The organism is Cohnella silvisoli, assembly GCF_021190915.1.
Taxonomy (GTDB): domain Bacteria; phylum Bacillota; class Bacilli; order Paenibacillales; family Paenibacillaceae; genus Cohnella; species Cohnella silvisoli.
Map to the genome: position 1 here is coordinate 230247 of NZ_JAIOAP010000010.1, position 15366 is coordinate 245612.

Annotated in this window: 14 protein-coding genes and 1 riboswitch; of the genes, 8 read left to right on the forward strand and 6 right to left on the reverse strand. The window is 50.2% G+C overall.

Annotation, left to right across the window (positions count from 1 at the left end; all coding sequences use genetic code 11):
- Window positions 1-90 precede the first annotated feature (90 nt).
- From K7P76_RS19460 to K7P76_RS19480, 5 genes are all read left to right on the forward strand, one after another.
- Complete coding sequence (locus K7P76_RS19460; protein WP_232187016.1) at window positions 91-1380, forward strand: TrkH family potassium uptake protein; 1290 nt, start codon at window positions 91-93, stop codon at window positions 1378-1380.
- Window positions 1381-1394: 14 nt separating this feature from the next.
- Window positions 1395-2741 (forward strand): TrkH family potassium uptake protein, encoded by a 1347-nt coding sequence (locus K7P76_RS19465; protein WP_232186965.1) that lies wholly within the window; start codon window positions 1395-1397, stop codon window positions 2739-2741.
- A gap of 13 nt (window positions 2742-2754) precedes the next feature.
- A complete protein-coding gene (locus K7P76_RS19470; protein ID WP_232186966.1) occupies window positions 2755-3417 on the forward strand; it encodes a potassium channel family protein in 663 nt (220 codons plus the stop codon).
- Between the two features lie 14 nt (window positions 3418-3431).
- Entirely contained in the window at window positions 3432-4661 is a 1230-nt protein-coding gene (locus K7P76_RS19475) for a cation:proton antiporter (protein ID WP_232186967.1), read from the forward strand.
- 75 nt (window positions 4662-4736) lie between these two features.
- Entirely contained in the window at window positions 4737-5504 is a 768-nt protein-coding gene (locus K7P76_RS19480; protein ID WP_232186968.1) for a polysaccharide deacetylase family protein, read from the forward strand.
- Window positions 5505-5575: 71 nt separating this feature from the next.
- Here the strand turns inward: K7P76_RS19480 and K7P76_RS19485 are convergent, their stop codons facing one another.
- Window positions 5576-6238 (reverse strand): 3D domain-containing protein, encoded by a 663-nt coding sequence (locus K7P76_RS19485; RefSeq protein WP_232186969.1) that lies wholly within the window; start codon window positions 6236-6238, stop codon window positions 5576-5578.
- Window positions 6239-6244: 6 nt separating this feature from the next.
- Window positions 6245-6401: riboswitch (cyclic di-AMP (ydaO/yuaA leader) on the reverse strand.
- A 137-nt stretch (window positions 6402-6538) separates the two neighbouring features.
- Window positions 6539-7453: a LysR family transcriptional regulator gene (locus K7P76_RS19490; protein WP_232186970.1), complete on the reverse strand. Its 915-nt coding sequence runs from the start codon at window positions 7451-7453 to the stop codon at window positions 6539-6541.
- Between the two features lie 172 nt (window positions 7454-7625).
- On the opposite strand from K7P76_RS19490, the gene K7P76_RS19495 reads away from it, so the two are divergent.
- From K7P76_RS19495 to sdhB, 3 genes are read left to right on the forward strand one after another with little or no spacing between them, the layout of a single operon-like run.
- Window positions 7626-8297, forward strand: coding sequence for a succinate dehydrogenase cytochrome b558 subunit (locus K7P76_RS19495; protein WP_232186971.1), 672 nt, complete (start codon window positions 7626-7628; stop codon window positions 8295-8297).
- A gap of 18 nt (window positions 8298-8315) precedes the next feature.
- The gene (gene sdhA / locus K7P76_RS19500; protein ID WP_232186972.1) at window positions 8316-10073 is read left to right on the forward strand and encodes a succinate dehydrogenase flavoprotein subunit; all 1758 of its coding nucleotides are present in this window, start codon (window positions 8316-8318) and stop codon (window positions 10071-10073) included.
- A gap of 3 nt (window positions 10074-10076) precedes the next feature.
- Window positions 10077-10847, forward strand: coding sequence for a succinate dehydrogenase iron-sulfur subunit (gene sdhB / locus K7P76_RS19505; RefSeq protein ID WP_232186973.1), 771 nt, complete (start codon window positions 10077-10079; stop codon window positions 10845-10847).
- 379 nt (window positions 10848-11226) lie between these two features.
- On the opposite strand, the gene K7P76_RS19510 is transcribed toward sdhB, so the two are convergent.
- The 4 genes from K7P76_RS19510 to K7P76_RS19525 all read right to left on the reverse strand — a co-directional run bounded on the left by K7P76_RS19510 (window position 11227) and on the right by K7P76_RS19525 (window position 15366).
- Window positions 11227-11901: a putative endonuclease domain-containing protein gene (locus tag K7P76_RS19510; RefSeq protein ID WP_232186974.1), complete on the reverse strand. Its 675-nt coding sequence runs from the start codon at window positions 11899-11901 to the stop codon at window positions 11227-11229.
- A gap of 143 nt (window positions 11902-12044) precedes the next feature.
- Entirely contained in the window at window positions 12045-13202 is a 1158-nt protein-coding gene (locus tag K7P76_RS19515; protein ID WP_232186975.1) for a TolB-like translocation protein, read from the reverse strand.
- Window positions 13199-14683, reverse strand: a complete 1485-nt coding sequence (locus tag K7P76_RS19520) for a sensor histidine kinase (protein ID WP_232186976.1) — start codon at window positions 14681-14683, stop codon at window positions 13199-13201. Before K7P76_RS19520 ends, K7P76_RS19515 begins: the two co-directional genes overlap by 4 nt.
- On the reverse strand, window positions 14680-15366 hold the full coding sequence (locus tag K7P76_RS19525) for a response regulator transcription factor (protein ID WP_232186977.1): 687 nt from the start codon (window positions 15364-15366) through the stop codon (window positions 14680-14682). The genes K7P76_RS19520 and K7P76_RS19525 overlap by 4 nt, the downstream gene beginning before the upstream one ends.

The following is a 15366-nucleotide window of genomic DNA, read 5'->3' on the forward strand; positions in this document are numbered from 1 at the left end:
TTTTTGTTGCGTGAATTTAGGTAAGAGGTGACCTGTTTGTTCAAACGATTAGTGAGATGGTTTAGCGCTTCGCCTCCAAGAGCTTTGCTGATGGGTTTTGGATTTATTATCTTTGCAGGCGCTCAACTGCTGAGATTGCCAATGGCTTCGGAAAGCGGGCAATCAACGTCTTTTATCGATGCGCTGTTTACGGCAACCTCCGCCACATGTGTCACAGGGCTGGTTGTCTTCGATACCGGAACTTATTTTTCCACTTTCGGTCATTGGGTTATTCTTGTGCTTATTCAGATCGGCGGAATCGGCTTCATGACGATGGCTACGCTCTTCGCGCTCATCCTTAGAAGGCGGATTTCGTTAAAGGAAAGGCTGATTCTGCAAGAATCCCTGAATCAAGGCAGCATCGAAGGGCTCGTCAGACTCGTCAGAAAAGTAATCCTATTCGCATTGGCTATCGAATCTGTTGGCGCGGTATTGTTCACCATCCGATTCATGTTCGATATGAATATCGGGCAAGCGATTTATCATGGAGTATTCCATTCGATTTCCATATTCAACAATGCGGGGTTTGACCTGACCGGCGATTTCCGCAGCTTAACCGGTTATTCCAGCGATTTGTACATGAATGTCGTTTCGATGGGGTTAATCATTCTAGGCGGCTTCGGCTTTATCGTGCTTGCGGATTTATTCGAAATACGGCGTAAGCGGAAGTTTTCATTGCATACTAAGGTTGTCCTTTCCGTTACGGCTTTATTGGTCGTAAGCGGGACGCTGATCATTTTCCTATTCGAGTTCACGAATGGACGATCATTTGGGAATAACGGCATCGGCCACAAAATACTCATCTCCTTGTTCCAATCCGTTACGACTCGTTCCGGCGGCGTCACAACGGTAGATATTACGGAATTTCGTCAGGCAACCCAGTTTTTCATCATCATCTTGATGTTTATCGGTGCATCGCCAGGCTCGACGGGCGGAGGAATCAAGACCACTACGTTCGCGGTATTGGTCGGTGCGGTGCTGGCGATGATACGCGGCAAAGAAGATGTTGTGTTGTTTCGTCTCCGTTTGGCGCAAGAGCGAGTGTACAAGGCCGTGACTGTAACCTTATTCTGCATCGGGATCGTAATGCTGGGTACGATGTTATTGGCAACGACTGAGGATGCGGCATTCCTGACCATATTGTTCGAGGCCACCTCTGCTTTCGGTACTGTCGGTTTGTCGATGGGGCTGACGGGGGAATTATCCTTTACGGGAAAACTAACGATTATTTTCCTCATGTTCATCGGACGTCTGGGGCCTTTGACTTTGACCTATGCGCTCGGTCCTAAACCGGGACGTATGCTTTATCGCCATGCAGAAGGTAAAATGATAATCGGATGATGGAGTGTGGAATTATGTTTCGTAAGTTTTATCGGACAATAGCGGCCTCGCCTCCGCGAATTCTTGTTCTTGGGTTCGCGGCCATTATTTTTCTGGGAGCCGGCCTGCTTATGCTGCCTTTCTCTCATGCGAACGGCGAAGCTCCCCGTTTCATCGATGCATTGTTTACGGCGACTTCCGCCACATGCGTTACGGGGCTGGTTGTCGTCGATACAGGTACTTACTGGACAATGGCCGGGCAAATCATCATCCTGTCGATGATTCAAATCGGCGGTCTTGGTTTCATGACGATGGCAACGTTGTTCGCTATTTTCCTTAAACGGAGAATTTCGTTAAAGGAAAGGCTCGTTCTGCAGGAAGCCTTTAACCAAACGAGCATTGAAGGCATTATCCGTCTCGTGCGCAAGGTTGTTATCTACGCTTTAACGATTGAGTTAGTTGGCGCGGTACTGTTCTCGATTCGGTTTATGTTCGATATGCCTGTCGGGGAAGCGATATACAAAGGCATTTTTCACGCGGTTTCTTTTTTCAACAATGCCGGCTTTGATATCATGGGAGACTATCGCAGCTTGGTCGACTATGTAGGCGATCCGCTCGTCAATATCGTAACGATGCTGCTCATCATTCTGGGAGGACTCGGGTTTGTCGTCCTCGCGGATTTGGTCGATATCCGCAATCCCAAGCGGAAGCTATCGCTTCATTCCAAAGTCGTGCTCAGCATGACCGGCTTCTTGATTGTAGCTGGAGCGGTTGTCATCCTTCTATTTGAATTTTCCAACGGACGGACGATGGGGCCGCTAAATTTTGGAGAAAAGCTTCTGGCTGCATTTATGCAATCCGTATCGCCAAGGACAGCCGGGGTTAATACGGTTGATCTTGCGGGGCTAAGACAGGCAACTCAATTCGTCATCGTTATTCTCATGTTTATCGGAGCGTCGCCGGGCTCCACGGGCGGCGGGATCAAGACGACGACGTTCACTGCGCTCGTTGGAGCCGTTATCGCCATGGTCAGGGGCAAGGAAGATGTCGTTCTGTTCAAATACAGACTCGCCCAGGAACGGGTATATAAAGCGCTGACGGTTACGTTATTCGCATTCGGGCTCGTTATTCTCGCCACGATGATTTTGTCGACAACGGAGGATCACCACTTCCTGATGATTTTATTTGAAGTGACGTCGGCCTTCGGAACCGTTGGACTAACGATGGGGTTGACGACGCAATTAACGTTGGCGGGTAAAATCATCATTATTCTCATGATGTTCATCGGCCGGTTAGGGCCGTTGACCTTGACTTATGCGCTTGGACCGAAGCAAGGCCGTCTGATGTATCGCAATGCAGAAGGAAAAATCATAATCGGATAGAGGACGAAGAGACATGAAGATGAATCAATTTGTAATTATCGGACTAGGCCGTTTCGGTTCAAGCTTGGGAAGAGAACTGATCAAGCTCGGTTACGAAGTGCTCGGCGTCGATCGCGACGAGGAGAAGGTGCAGGAGCTTTCCCATGTGCTCACGCATGCTGTAGTGGCTGATGCTACGGAGGAAGAAGTTCTTCGGTCCATAGGCGCGCGGAATTTCGATTGCGGTGTCGTCGCGATCGGAGACGATATCCAAGCAAGCATATTGGCCACAATTCTGCTTAAAGACCTCGGCGTTAAGAAGGTCGTGGCCAAAGCGGTGTCCGATTTGCATGGACGGGTGCTGGAGCGTGTAGGCGTTGACCGGATCATCTATCCGGAGAGGGATATGGGCGTAAGGGTAGCGCATCAGCTTGTATCGCCTAACCTGCTCGATTATATCGAACTGTCTAAGCAATATACGATCGCCGAGCTCGCGGTTCCGCAATGCTTGTCGGGCAAGTCTCTTGACGACGTGAATCCAAGAGGTCGATTCGGCTGCAGCATCGTGGCTATCAACAAACCGAAAGGCATCATTATCGCGCCCGTGGCGAAGGATGTATTGTCACAGGATGATGTCATGGTCGTCATCGGTACGAACTATCAGATCGAACAATTCCAACACTCAATCGGGCAATAGCCGGGGGCAAGCGAATGGAAAACACAGTCATGCAAACGGTACATCATCTATTGCTGCTGCTTCTGCTTGTTTTCGGTGCTGGGATGATATCCGGGAGGTTGGCGGCTTGGCTGAAAGTACCCGACGTTGTTTTGTATATAGCTGCCGGGATGCTGCTCGGACAGGGAATGCATCTGATTAACGAAGAAAGCAGCTCCCTTACGAATCAAATGATATTGGCCGTTGGATCGGCTCTTATTCTGTTCGACGGCGGTCGCAACATTCGTTGGCATGGTCTAAGACAGGTGGGATTGTCTGTCACGCTCCTTAGCACGGTTGGAGTTATACTTACTACCGGGGTCGCGGGATACGTGGCTCATGGCGTGTTCGGGCTTGATTGGACGACGTCCTTATTATTAGGAGCAGTTATCTCTTCTACCGATCCAGCGACCATCATACCGGTGTTCCGTCAAGTTAAAGTACGAGAACGTTTGCGGGAGACGGTGGAGAGCGAGTCGGCGTTTAACGATGCGACAGGGTCCATCTTAACGTTCGCTCTGCTGGCTGCTTTAACGAGCGGTCTTTCGCCAAGCATCGGACATGTTTCGCTCGATTTCTTGAAAACGGCAATCGGTGGCTTGGCGGTCGGCGTTGTCGTATCGGTCGTGACTGTTTTCCTGGTTGCCCATGCCAAATGGGGATGGTTTCGCGAGTATGCCGCGATATCTATGCTCTCGGTTGCCATAGCCGCGTATTTGATCGGCGACATGATTCATGTGAGCGGATTAATGGCCACCTTCACGGCGGGTCTCGTTTGGGGGAATGCCCACCATTTTGGATTATCCATGAAAGACAAGGTAACGGAGATGGGCCATGTCGCGGACAATGCATCCGTTATGATGCGGATGTTTATTTTCGTATTATTAGGCAGCCAAGTGAATTTTTCATTGCTCGGAACGTATTTCTGGCCCGCGCTTGCGGTTGTTCTCGTTCTCGTGTTCGTCGCGCGTCCCCTTACCGTGTTCGCTTCCGTTTTGCCGGACGTTCGAACTCGTTGGACTTGGAAAGAAATGCTGTTCATGTGCTGGGTAAGGGAAACGGGCGTAATCCCTGCAGCATTATCGGGAATGATCGTCGCTTCAGGCATACCTCATGCCGATCGGGTGGCTGCCGTCGTATTCATGGCGATCGTGTTTACGATTCTGGTGCAGGCAAGTACAACGGCCTGGCTTGCTCGGAAATTGGGTTTAGAGGAAAAGTCTTAACTCTTTACTGAATGAAAAACCTCCCATTCGCTCAGGATATAGGTAAGATGAACGGTTTGGGAGAGGATGGGCGAGATGAAGATGTCATTTTTCAGACAAGCGGTGATGGTGCTGATGGGCACCGTCACCCTTTTGTCTTTGTGGGGCAATTGTTCTGCCGAGGAGGCAAAGCCATCCGGCGTGAAATGGTCCGAGCTTCAGCGGCGTTACGAAGGCGTATTCGTGTTGTCCGCATCCAGGAGTACGCGCAAAGTTGCGCTAACGTTCGACGATGTACCGGATCCGCGATTCACGCCTAAGGTGCTGGACGTACTAAGGAGGAAGAAGGTTCCGGCGACATTTTTCGTCGTGGGAACCCGCAGCGCGAAGTACCCCGACATCGTGCGCAGAATCCATCGCGAGGGTCATAATGTGGGGAATCATTCTTACAACCATCCCGACTTCTCAAAGCTGCCCCTATCGAAAGTGCAGGAGCAAATTGGCCGAGCGGAGAAGGTCATAGAAGGGATAATCGGATTCAAGCCTAGACTTGTACGCCCCCCTTACGGAGAAATTTTGCCAAGACAGTTGGAATGGGCCAAAAAAAGGGGCTACACGGTGGTGAATTGGGATGTGGATTCTTCGGACTGGAGGCAATTGAGCGCGGATCGCGTTTTTCGGAACGTAATCCGCACGGTAAAGCCCGGCTCAATCGTTCTAATGCATGCAGGAGGCGGAAAAGGCCAGAGTTTATCCGGAACCGTCAGGGCGCTTCCAAGAATAATCGACTGGCTGCGCGAACATGATTACGAGCCGGTGACCTTAACCGAATTGCTTAGAATACCGGAGAATAGAAAAGGGTAATGAAAAAAAGGCTATCTACGGCGCGGCCCTATGACCGCGCTTTAGATAACCCCATCATGGGTCGTTACTTATTATTTAAGAACATACACTTTAACGTTTTGGTTTCCGAATCCGGATACGAAATCACGGGATCCCGGAACGAATATATCGATGCGGTTGCCCTTGATGGCGCCGCCCTTATCCGTGGCCGTAGCGATCAGTCCACCCGCCGGCAAACCTTCGAAATCATAACCGGTGATGTACACCTTTGTCCCGAACGGGATGACCGTTGGATCAACGGCGATCGTTCCTAACTTAAGCGGATTGCCGAAATAGTCAACGGGGCCCCATTCGCCATTCTCTTCCGCTGAAGCCGAATAAGCGGTCGCTCTAATGTCGATCACTTTGGAGAAGGATAGGGATTGACCGGTCGTTGTCGTGACCGACTGCACAGGCTGAGCTGGACTCGGTTCGCTGTCTAGCAACATTTGCTGGGATACGCTTTTTGCTTTCAAAGAGCCGCTTGGAACGACTAGCTTGAGACCTGCATAGATGTTCAGTGGGTCGACGTCAGGATTTGCATTGATCAGTTGCTGCAGAGGGACGTTCAATTGCTTCGACAGCTTCCAGAACGTATCGGTATCTTTGGCTGTGTAGGCCGTGGCCGCGTTCACGGTCAGTGCCGGAAGCATAAATGCTGCCCCCAATGCTAGTGCCGCCGATCGTTGACCTAACTTTTTCCAACTGTAACTCATTTGCGAATGTCCTCCTTGTTTGGGCCGGCGAGGTTAGCTGTCGGATTCGGACTGGGAGATCAGCCCTACGCTTTGCAGCGATTCACCCCAAGTACGTTGCGGTTGCCCACTATGTACTTTCATTCTTTTCCCCCGCACCAGACGGTTTAGGCCGGATTGTTTCACGGTTCAGGATACATAGGTTATTATTCCCTGACCGCTCGATTGCGATGCCGTTTTGACATGTGTAAAAGGTTACCACAGCATCGAAGCGGTTAAAACCGGAAAGTTAAGGAAAACGACGTTAAACCCGCGCCATGACTAGTCTTTATTGTGGTTTAAGCGGCGGGTGAAATGAGCGATTGTTTCCTCTATTAGGTATCGGGTGGATGGAGCTAGCCATGCCGGATCGCCATGAATAAGCGATATGGTCCGCTTCGTTTCTTCCAATTCGGGAATCTGAACAAGATACAGGTCATTGTCCTCAAGAACTTGGTCGCGCAAATAGGATTTAGGGAGCAGCGTACCGGCTCGGCATGCCGACAAAAGACGGATAATCGCCTCGAACGAATCGATTTCCATCCTTACATCCGGCTTCAGATTGTGCCTGCGGAACAATTGGTCCGTTAGCGTTCGATACCATGTTCCATGCGCGAATAAAATCATCGGCAAACCGTTCAAATCCGTGATCTCGAGCTGCGTCCTTTCTAATATAAAATGCGTCCGGGGAAGTACGAGGATAAGATGATCGTCAAACAAGGGTAAACTAGTAATAGCTGCATCATCCACCACGGAAGAAGCGACCAACCCGAAATCGACTTTACGTTCTTTGACGAGAGTGGCGATTTCATGGGATTTGCCGGTTACCGCTTTAATCTCGAGATTGGGATGTTTCTCGGTCATCGCCGTAATGAGTTCCGGCAATGTCGTCTGAAGCGTCGTAAGGCTGGCGCCGATCGTGGCGATCGGTGCATCCGAGGATTTAAAGGCGTTAAGCTTCTGCAGAAAGCTGCCGTGAAAGCGGCGAAGCTCCAAGGCGAATTCGTAAGTAAGCTTGCCCGCAGCCGTAAGCTCCAACCGTTTGCCGATTCTTCTAAACAAGTCAACCTCCAGCTCGGATTCCAGCCTTGCGATACGCCGGGACAATGCCGGTTGGGAGACGTTCAGCCGTTCTGCGGCTTTGTTCAGGCTCGTTTGCTCCACTATCGTAGAGAACATACGCATATCTTCAAGCACGAGGCTCCACCTTTCTCATATGCATAATAGTTATAAGTTTTAATAAAAAATAAGCAGTTCCATTATAAGCGAAAATAGAGTAATCTTAAAAGCGGTGACAAATGGTGACGAATGGTAAAATAGTAGTCATACAAGTCAAACGCACGGATGCGAAAGGAGATTAAACACAGATATGAAAGGTAATTCTTACTTACCGCGAAAGCTTCATTCGCTGCTTGGCGTCATTCCTCTCGGATTGTTCATCATCGAGCATGCGCTGACGAACTATTCCGCTTACGAAGGCGGCCCAGAGGGCTTTCAGAAAAGCATCAATTTTCTGAATAGCGTTCCTCTCGTCTTTTGGGTGGAGATGTTCGTTATTTGGCTTCCGATTTTATTCCATGGCGTATACGGATTGTATATCGCTTATCAATCGAACCTGAATACGGGCAGATTCAGTTACGGCCGTAACTGGGCATTCACATTGCAGCGGATTACAGGGGTAATTACTTTTGTTTTCGTAGCATGGCATTTCTACGAAACCCGTATCCAAGTTGCGCTCGGAAACGTTGCGCATGAGGATTTAGGCAGCCACATGAATAAAATAGTGAGCGATCCGCTCGTATTCGCAGTGTATATCGTGGCGGTTATCGCGGCGACGTTCCATTTTGCCAACGGTCTCTGGGCGTTCCTCGTAAGCTGGGGCGTTACGGTAGGGCCTCGCGCACAGAAGGTTTCTTCTAATATTTGCATGGTTATCTTCGTGATCATATCTGCTTTGTTCTTGCTGTCCCTGTTCGCGTTCCGCGGCGATGAGTTCGCTTCGACGGCCGCAGCGGCACTGAGCTCAGTAACGGTAGGTTAGAGGGAGGAAGAACTTACAATGGCTACTCAAAAAGTAATTGTCGTCGGCGGCGGACTTGCCGGATTAATGGCGACGATTAAAGCGGCAGAAGCGGGGGTGCGGGTTGATTTATTCTCGCTCGTGCCCGTTAAGAGATCTCACTCCGTATGCGCGCAAGGCGGAATTAACGGAGCGGTTAATACAAAAGGCGAAGGCGACTCCCCATGGGAGCACTTTGACGATACGGTATACGGCGGCGATTTCCTTGCCAACCAACCGCCTGTCAAGGCGATGTGCGAAGCGGCTCCGGGCATTATTCACTTGATGGACCGGATGGGCGTTATGTTTAACCGGACGCCTGAAGGCTTGCTCGATTTCCGCCGTTTCGGCGGCACGAAATACCACCGTACCGCATTCGCGGGGGCGACAACGGGACAACAGCTGCTGTATGCGCTGGACGAGCAGGTTCGTCGTTTCGAAGTGGCGGGGCTCGTGCAGAAGTTCGAGCACTGGGAATTTACGTCCGTTGTCATTGATGACGACGGCATATGCCGAGGCATTTCCGCGCAGGATCTTCGTTCGATGGAATCCGTTACGTTCCGGGGGGACGCGGTTATTCTGGCGACAGGCGGACCTGGCATTATTTTCGGCAAAACGACGAACTCGGTCATCAATACGGGAACTGCGGCTAGCGCGGTTTACCAACAGGGCGTCTATTATGCCAACGGCGAATTTATTCAAATTCATCCGACCGCGATTCCGGGCGATGACAAGCTGCGTCTCATGAGCGAATCCGCGAGGGGCGAAGGCGGACGAATCTGGACATACAAAGACGGCAAGCCATGGTACTTCCTTGAGGAGAAATATCCGGCTTACGGGAACCTCGTTCCGCGGGATATTGCAACTCGGGAAATTTTCGATGTGTGCGTGGAGCAGAAGCTCGGCGTTAACGGCGAGAATATGGTTTATCTCGACTTGTCGCACAAGGATCCTAAAGAGCTCGACGTTAAACTCGGCGGAATCATCGAGATTTACGAGAAGTTCATGGGCGACGATCCGCGGAAAATCCCGATGAAAATTTTCCCGGCCGTTCATTATTCGATGGGCGGAATGTGGGTCGATTACAATCAAATGACGAACGTTCCCGGCTTGTTCGCTTGCGGGGAATGCGAATATCAATACCACGGCGCGAACCGTCTGGGAGCCAACTCTTTGTTGTCCGCCATCTACGGCGGCATGGTTACGGGCCCTAAGGCGATCGAATACATTCGCGGCTTGAAGAAGTCGGCGGAAGACGTGTCCGAGACCGTATTCGAGAAAGAGCGCAACAAGCAAGCGGGCAAGTACGAGTCGATCCTGAAAATGGACGGCGCGGAAAATGCTTACGTGCTGCATAAAGAGTTGGGCGAGTGGATGACGAACAACATGACAGTCGTTCGTTACAATAGCAAGCTTCAGGAAACGATTAACAAAATTAAAGAGCTGAAGCAGCGGTATAAGAACATCAACATTAACGACACGGCTCGCTGGAACAATACGGGCGTAGCGTTTACTCGTCAACTGTGGAATATGATGGAGCTTGCCGAAGCGATGACTCTTGGAGCGTTGATGCGCAACGAAAGCCGCGGCGCTCATTACAAACCGGAGTTTTTGGAACGCGATGACGAGAATTTCATGAAAACGACAAAGGCGAAATGGACGGCCGAAGGCCCGGAAATTTCGTACGAGGATATCGACGTATCCTTGATCGCACCGCGGAAACGCGATTACTCCACCGACAAGAAGAAGGAGGGCTAAGCCATGGCGGAAACGACAACGATAGCTGCTGGACGTAAAGTTAAATTTGTCATCACGCGCCGGGAACGTCCGGAAGCCGCTTCTTTTACCGAGGAGTTTGAAATTCCGTACCGGCCTAACATGAACGTCATCAGCGCGCTCATGGAAATTCAACGCAATCCGGTTAAATCGGACGGCGGAAAAACCTCTCCCGTATGCTGGGAGTCTAACTGCCTTGAAGAAGTATGCGGCGCCTGTTCAATGGTTATTAACGGCAAACCGCGCCAAGCGTGCACGGCGCTCGTCGACAAACTGGAGCAGCCGATTCGCTTAGAGCCGATGTCCACGTTCCCCGTTGTGCGCGACTTGGTCATTAACCGCGAGCGGATGTTCGGTGCTCTTAAAAAAGTTAAAGCGTGGATTCCGATCGATGGAACCTACGATCTCGGACCGGGACCCCGCATGGCGGAATCGAAGCGCCAATGGGCATACGAGTTGTCCAAGTGCATGACTTGCGGAGTTTGTCTCGAAGCATGTCCGAACGTAAACGATCGCAACAGCTTTATCGGTCCTGCGTCGATCTCGCAAGTACGCCTGTTCAACGCTCATCCGACCGGAGAGATGAACGCGCACGAGCGTTTGGATGCGCTCATGGAAGAAGGCGGCATCGAAGGCTGCGGCAACTCGCAGAACTGCGTCCGCTCCTGTCCGAAAGGCATCCCGCTAACCACTTCCATCGCAGCCATGAACAGAGACACGACAAAACACTTGTTCAAGCAATGGCTCGGTATGTAAACGAATAATTGACCAGAACCGCCAACGGGAGACATTCTCTCCTCTTGGCGGTTTTTCTACTGATTACCCCGCACCCCCGCAACCCCGCAACCCCGCAACCCCGCAACCCCGCAACCCCGCAACCCCGCAACCCCGCAACCCCGCAACCCCGCCGTCAAAGTTAAATGGAAAAGTACATTTATATCTTTCGAAAATCCTCGCTTGATTAGTCTTTAATGGATAGTTCCAGTTAATCTTAAGTTTTTCCGAAGATTATCGTTGAAGTTTCACGAATACATGGACATTTCCCGTTATTTAATAACTCTTCCCCCTTTGTACTCTTAGTAACTGGATATTTCCACTTAGTTACCCCAGAAAATCCAGCTCAAACGCCTACAGCCTATTCCCATTTCCCGAAACCTCCCGACAAGGCATAGCGGATTATCCGTTTTCCGCTTGCTCCTCGAATGGGGTTTAACCAGCCTTTGTCACAAAGAACGTTTAGGTGTTTTATTGCAGTACGATGATCTATCCTTAGGTGTTTAGAGATATCGATAGGACGAATATCACGCGCGAGTTGGAAACATAACCGAATAATTTCGGATTCGGCAAGAATATGAAGGTTAGTTGACGATTCGCTTGAAAAATGAGTACTTATATAAAGACGCAGCAAAGTAATGCATAAGTCAGGACGTTTTTCGACATCGTCATATGCGAAAGAGATAACACGGTATCCCATGGCTTGATTAAATAACTCTCGGTTTAGTTCCCTACAATATCCTTCTCTGTCAAGATCCCGGACGTGGTGGGAATAGCTTTTTACTTCTATAAGCAGTTTGATAGGTCCAGGCGGTTTCCAACAGAAGTCCGCGAAGTAAGATCTACCCCTCCAGTCTAAGATTTCGAACTCTGGATGCAGATAAGTAAAGTTCCCTTTTAAAATCCACCAGATATTCATTAGAAAAAGCTTCTCTCCGTGCTGATGACCTCTTAATAAACGACCTTTACGTTCACCTGTTCTTCTTCTAAGATGCGATTGAATAAACTCATCGTGCGCTTGTTCAAAACTAACCATCCCATCCAACCTCCTCAGAATGCAAAAAAAGAACGCCCTCATCCCATTCGAAAATGGATAAGGACGTTCTTCGTCTCTTGAAGCTAGTATAGTCGATATTAGATGGAATGGCTATAGGTTATAGGCTACAGCCACAGCCTGCGTTATTTATCATTAGCCGCTTTCCCGTCGGGCTCCAATGCAAGGCTGGCCCGCACCAGATAAGTAACGAACCGGTTGCGGCTCTTCTGTTCGTCGAGTTCAGTCGCGGTGATCATAAGCCGAGTACCGGTCGGACTCCAATGCAAGGGATCGCCGATGAACTTGATGTCTACGGATAATGGAGTAGACAATCCAGTCGAAGTGTCCGCTACATAAATCCCTCTCACGGTTCCATTGGGAGCGTAGCTTGCATAAGCAAGCCGGGTTCCATCCGGTGACCATGCTGATCCATAGATTTGCGAATCCTGGGCTACGGCATGGAGAGTAGTTCCTTGAAGGTCGGTAATAAGCAGCTCCACTTCACCGCTTTTAATTCTTCTTACAATGGCAAGCCGCTGTTCATCGGGAGAAGGGATTATCCATTGGACATTATTCAACGATGTTTTTAAGGGTTTCTTGTCCAGTTCCTGCGACAGCACAGTCCCTTTAAGAGTCGTATAGTAAAGTTGATCGTTCATGTAAGCGACGTTGCTGACAAAAGGAATCCCGGTTTCCAGAAGTTTTCTCGGGACGGTGTTCTCGGCATTGGCGAGGTAGATCGTCCCATCTATGGTGGCGTATACTACGGAGTTGTTATCCACCCATCTGCCATTCTGAATGTCCATCGCATCCTTGTCGGTGAAAGCAGCCGTATGGCGCGTAGTCAGATCCATAAGATAGCCTTGACCCGTGTTGCTCGTTAAATCAAACGTTTTGTAAAACAACTTGCTTCGGTCCGGACTTACTTGAGCAAAGCCTTGATTCCTGTTTTCTGGATAGAGTGGGGTTTGCTCGTTAGTCAGAAGAGAGCGGGTATATAGATTATGGGGATACCACTTTGCCCCCTCGGCTTCCTCGGGTGGGAAGGTCGTATTTTCCCGATCTACGATAATAGCATCTTCGCTTAGCCAATCCATTCCCCGCACATCATCCAACCGGACAAGATCATCTACGGCAGTTTCGTCATAAGTTGTTTTCTCCGGGTTGTCTTTAACGGTAATTTGCTTGTCGTCTGTTTGTTGAACGTTCCGACCGTCCGTCTCTTGGCGCTGGCAGCCAATCAGGACAATCAAGAGGAGAGAGAGCGGTATTAGCCACCGGTGCAATTGGCGAGACCTCATTGTGGTGCCTCCTTACGGGATGCTGTATGAAATGACGGGAAACATAGTCTGAAAGTGGTACCGTCGTCCGTGCTTATAAGCTCAATCGTCCCACGGTGTTTCTCGACTAATTGTTTAACAAGAGCGAGTCCGAGCCCTGTTCCGCCGGTTTGTCGCGACCGATCTTTGTTCACCGTGTAGAAGGGCTCGAAGATTTTGGACCGTGCCTCTTCCGGAATCCCGATTCCCGTATCGGCGACTTCAATGACGACCTTGCCTTCCGCCTCATGATCGGAGACGACGATTTGCCCGCCGGGTAAGTTGTATTTAATGGCGTTATCTAGCAAATTGATCATAATGTGCACGAGACTCTCGCGATCGGCCCATATCACGGCATCATTCAGGTGAGGCACGATGGCTACTTCGAATCTTTCCGCCTTTGCCTTCATTCGGCCGATAAGATCGAGCAGTAACTCCCTGATGTCTACTCTTTCCGCTTGATATTCGAAATCATACTTTTCCAGAGCGGCTAGCCGAAGGATTTTCTCGACCATGTCCGTGAGCCTATCGGTTTCGAGACGAATGTGATGGACGGCGTCATCTTGCAAGGTGACATCGTCGCGATAAATTTCCATAAGCTCGGAATAAGCTTTGATGGAAGTGAGCGGCGTCTTGAATTCGTGGCTGATATTGCCAATGAATTGTTTCTGCTGCTGCTCCAGCTTCTGAAGCTTATCGACTGCCTGGCGCAGCTTCGTCTCCTCGTTTTTCATCGCGGTCATGCTATTCTGGATTTCCGAGCTCATGTAATATATGCCTTGGCTAAGCTGGCCTAGCTCATCTTTGCGTCTGAGTGGCGGCGATATTAAAAATTTCTCCCTGCGGATTTGCTCGGCGGCTTGGTTAAGAGCAATGATCGCCGATGTCGCGCGCCTGAAATAGAGGTAGCCGAGAACGAAGCTGGCTGCTAGAACGGCGCCGCCGGTAATCATGAATAAACCTGCAATCGTATTATAGAACTTAATGTCCGCTGCCAATGAATATTGAAATTGAATGACTCCCATCTGCTGTTTCGGGCCTTGCAGCGGCGTCAGGTAATACAACGATTGCCCTTCGCGCTGATAGGCGATTTTCCCTTTCATTGCATAGGACAAGGCTTCCTCTACGCCGTAGGCGGGACTTTGAGGGACCGAGTCTCCGACTTTCTTGCCCGCATTGTCGTACAGCACGACGTGCAAGCCGGCGTAAACCGCTAAGTCCATAGCAAACTGCTGCCCGCGACTGCGCAAGAAGGGCTGCGCTTCTATCGGAGGGGAAGTCAAGTAGGCTTGTTTGATGCTAAGATTGGCTATTCTCGTTTGCTGCAATAATTCCTTTTCCATCCTGATCTTCTGTTGATCCTTAATGCCTTGGAGAACGAATACGCTAAGAACGAGTACGGTCAACGACAAAAGAACGGCGAGGAAAAGACTGAATTTGATCTTGATGCTAACGGCGGTCATAAACCGATCCCCGCCGCTTTGTAGCCGACACCGAAGACGGTTTGCAGCAGTTGCTGTCCGGGCTCCCCGAGTTTCTTGCGCAGCCGCTGCATATGAATATCGACTGTGCGTGTGCCGGCGGCGTATTCCATCCCCCATACCGCGTCCAGCAGCTCGTCCCGCGTATACACGCGTTCGGGGTGATAGAGCAGCAATACGAGCAAGTCGAATTCTTTAGGCGTTAGGTCGACGGGAACGCCATCCACCAACACGCTCCGCAGCTTGACGTGCACCGTTAGTTTGCCTGCGACAATCGTCTCCGCGGTTTCCGTATCTTTTTTCTCCAAACGGCGCAGCAGCGCTTTAACCCGGGCGATCAACTCGCGCAAGTCGAAGGGTTTGGTCATGTAATCGTCGGCGCCCATTTCCAAGCCGACGATTTTGTCCACGATATCGTTCTTTACGGTCAGCAAAATAATTCCCATATCGGACCGGTTATCTAACTTGCGACAAACTTCGTATCCCGTCAGCTTGGGCATCATGACATCGAGCACCATGACGTGCGGCTTGAAGCTGCGAGCTTTATCTAGAGCGGCCTGGCCGTCATAAACGGTTTCAACATCATAGCCTTCCCTGCGAAAAGCATAGGAAATCGGATTTGCGATTCCCGGTTCATCGTCGGCAATGAGAATTCGTTTGTTCAT

Excerpts from the sequence above, each read along its gene's own strand:
- K7P76_RS19460 (WP_232187016.1), top strand. The coding sequence starts at position 91 with ATGGGTTTTGGATTTATTATCTTTGCAGGCGCTCAACTGCTGAGATTG.
- K7P76_RS19465 (WP_232186965.1), top strand. The coding sequence starts at position 1,395 with ATGTTTCGTAAGTTTTATCGGACAATAGCGGCCTCGCCTCCGCGAATT.
- K7P76_RS19470 (WP_232186966.1), top strand. The coding sequence starts at position 2,755 with ATGAAGATGAATCAATTTGTAATTATCGGACTAGGCCGTTTCGGTTCA.
- K7P76_RS19475 (WP_232186967.1), top strand. The coding sequence starts at position 3,432 with ATGGAAAACACAGTCATGCAAACGGTACATCATCTATTGCTGCTGCTT.
- K7P76_RS19480 (WP_232186968.1), top strand. The coding sequence starts at position 4,737 with ATGAAGATGTCATTTTTCAGACAAGCGGTGATGGTGCTGATGGGCACC.
- K7P76_RS19485 (WP_232186969.1), bottom strand. The coding sequence starts at position 6,238 with ATGAGTTACAGTTGGAAAAAGTTAGGTCAACGATCGGCGGCACTAGCA.
- K7P76_RS19495 (WP_232186971.1), top strand. The coding sequence starts at position 7,626 with ATGAAAGGTAATTCTTACTTACCGCGAAAGCTTCATTCGCTGCTTGGC.
- sdhA (WP_232186972.1), top strand. The coding sequence starts at position 8,316 with ATGGCTACTCAAAAAGTAATTGTCGTCGGCGGCGGACTTGCCGGATTA.
- sdhB (WP_232186973.1), top strand. The coding sequence starts at position 10,077 with ATGGCGGAAACGACAACGATAGCTGCTGGACGTAAAGTTAAATTTGTC.
- K7P76_RS19510 (WP_232186974.1), bottom strand. The coding sequence starts at position 11,901 with ATGGTTAGTTTTGAACAAGCGCACGATGAGTTTATTCAATCGCATCTT.
- K7P76_RS19515 (WP_232186975.1), bottom strand. The coding sequence starts at position 13,202 with ATGAGGTCTCGCCAATTGCACCGGTGGCTAATACCGCTCTCTCTCCTC.
- K7P76_RS19520 (WP_232186976.1), bottom strand. The coding sequence starts at position 14,683 with ATGACCGCCGTTAGCATCAAGATCAAATTCAGTCTTTTCCTCGCCGTT.
- K7P76_RS19525 (WP_232186977.1), bottom strand. The coding sequence starts at position 15,366 with ATGAACAAACGAATTCTCATTGCCGACGATGAACCGGGAATCGCAAAT.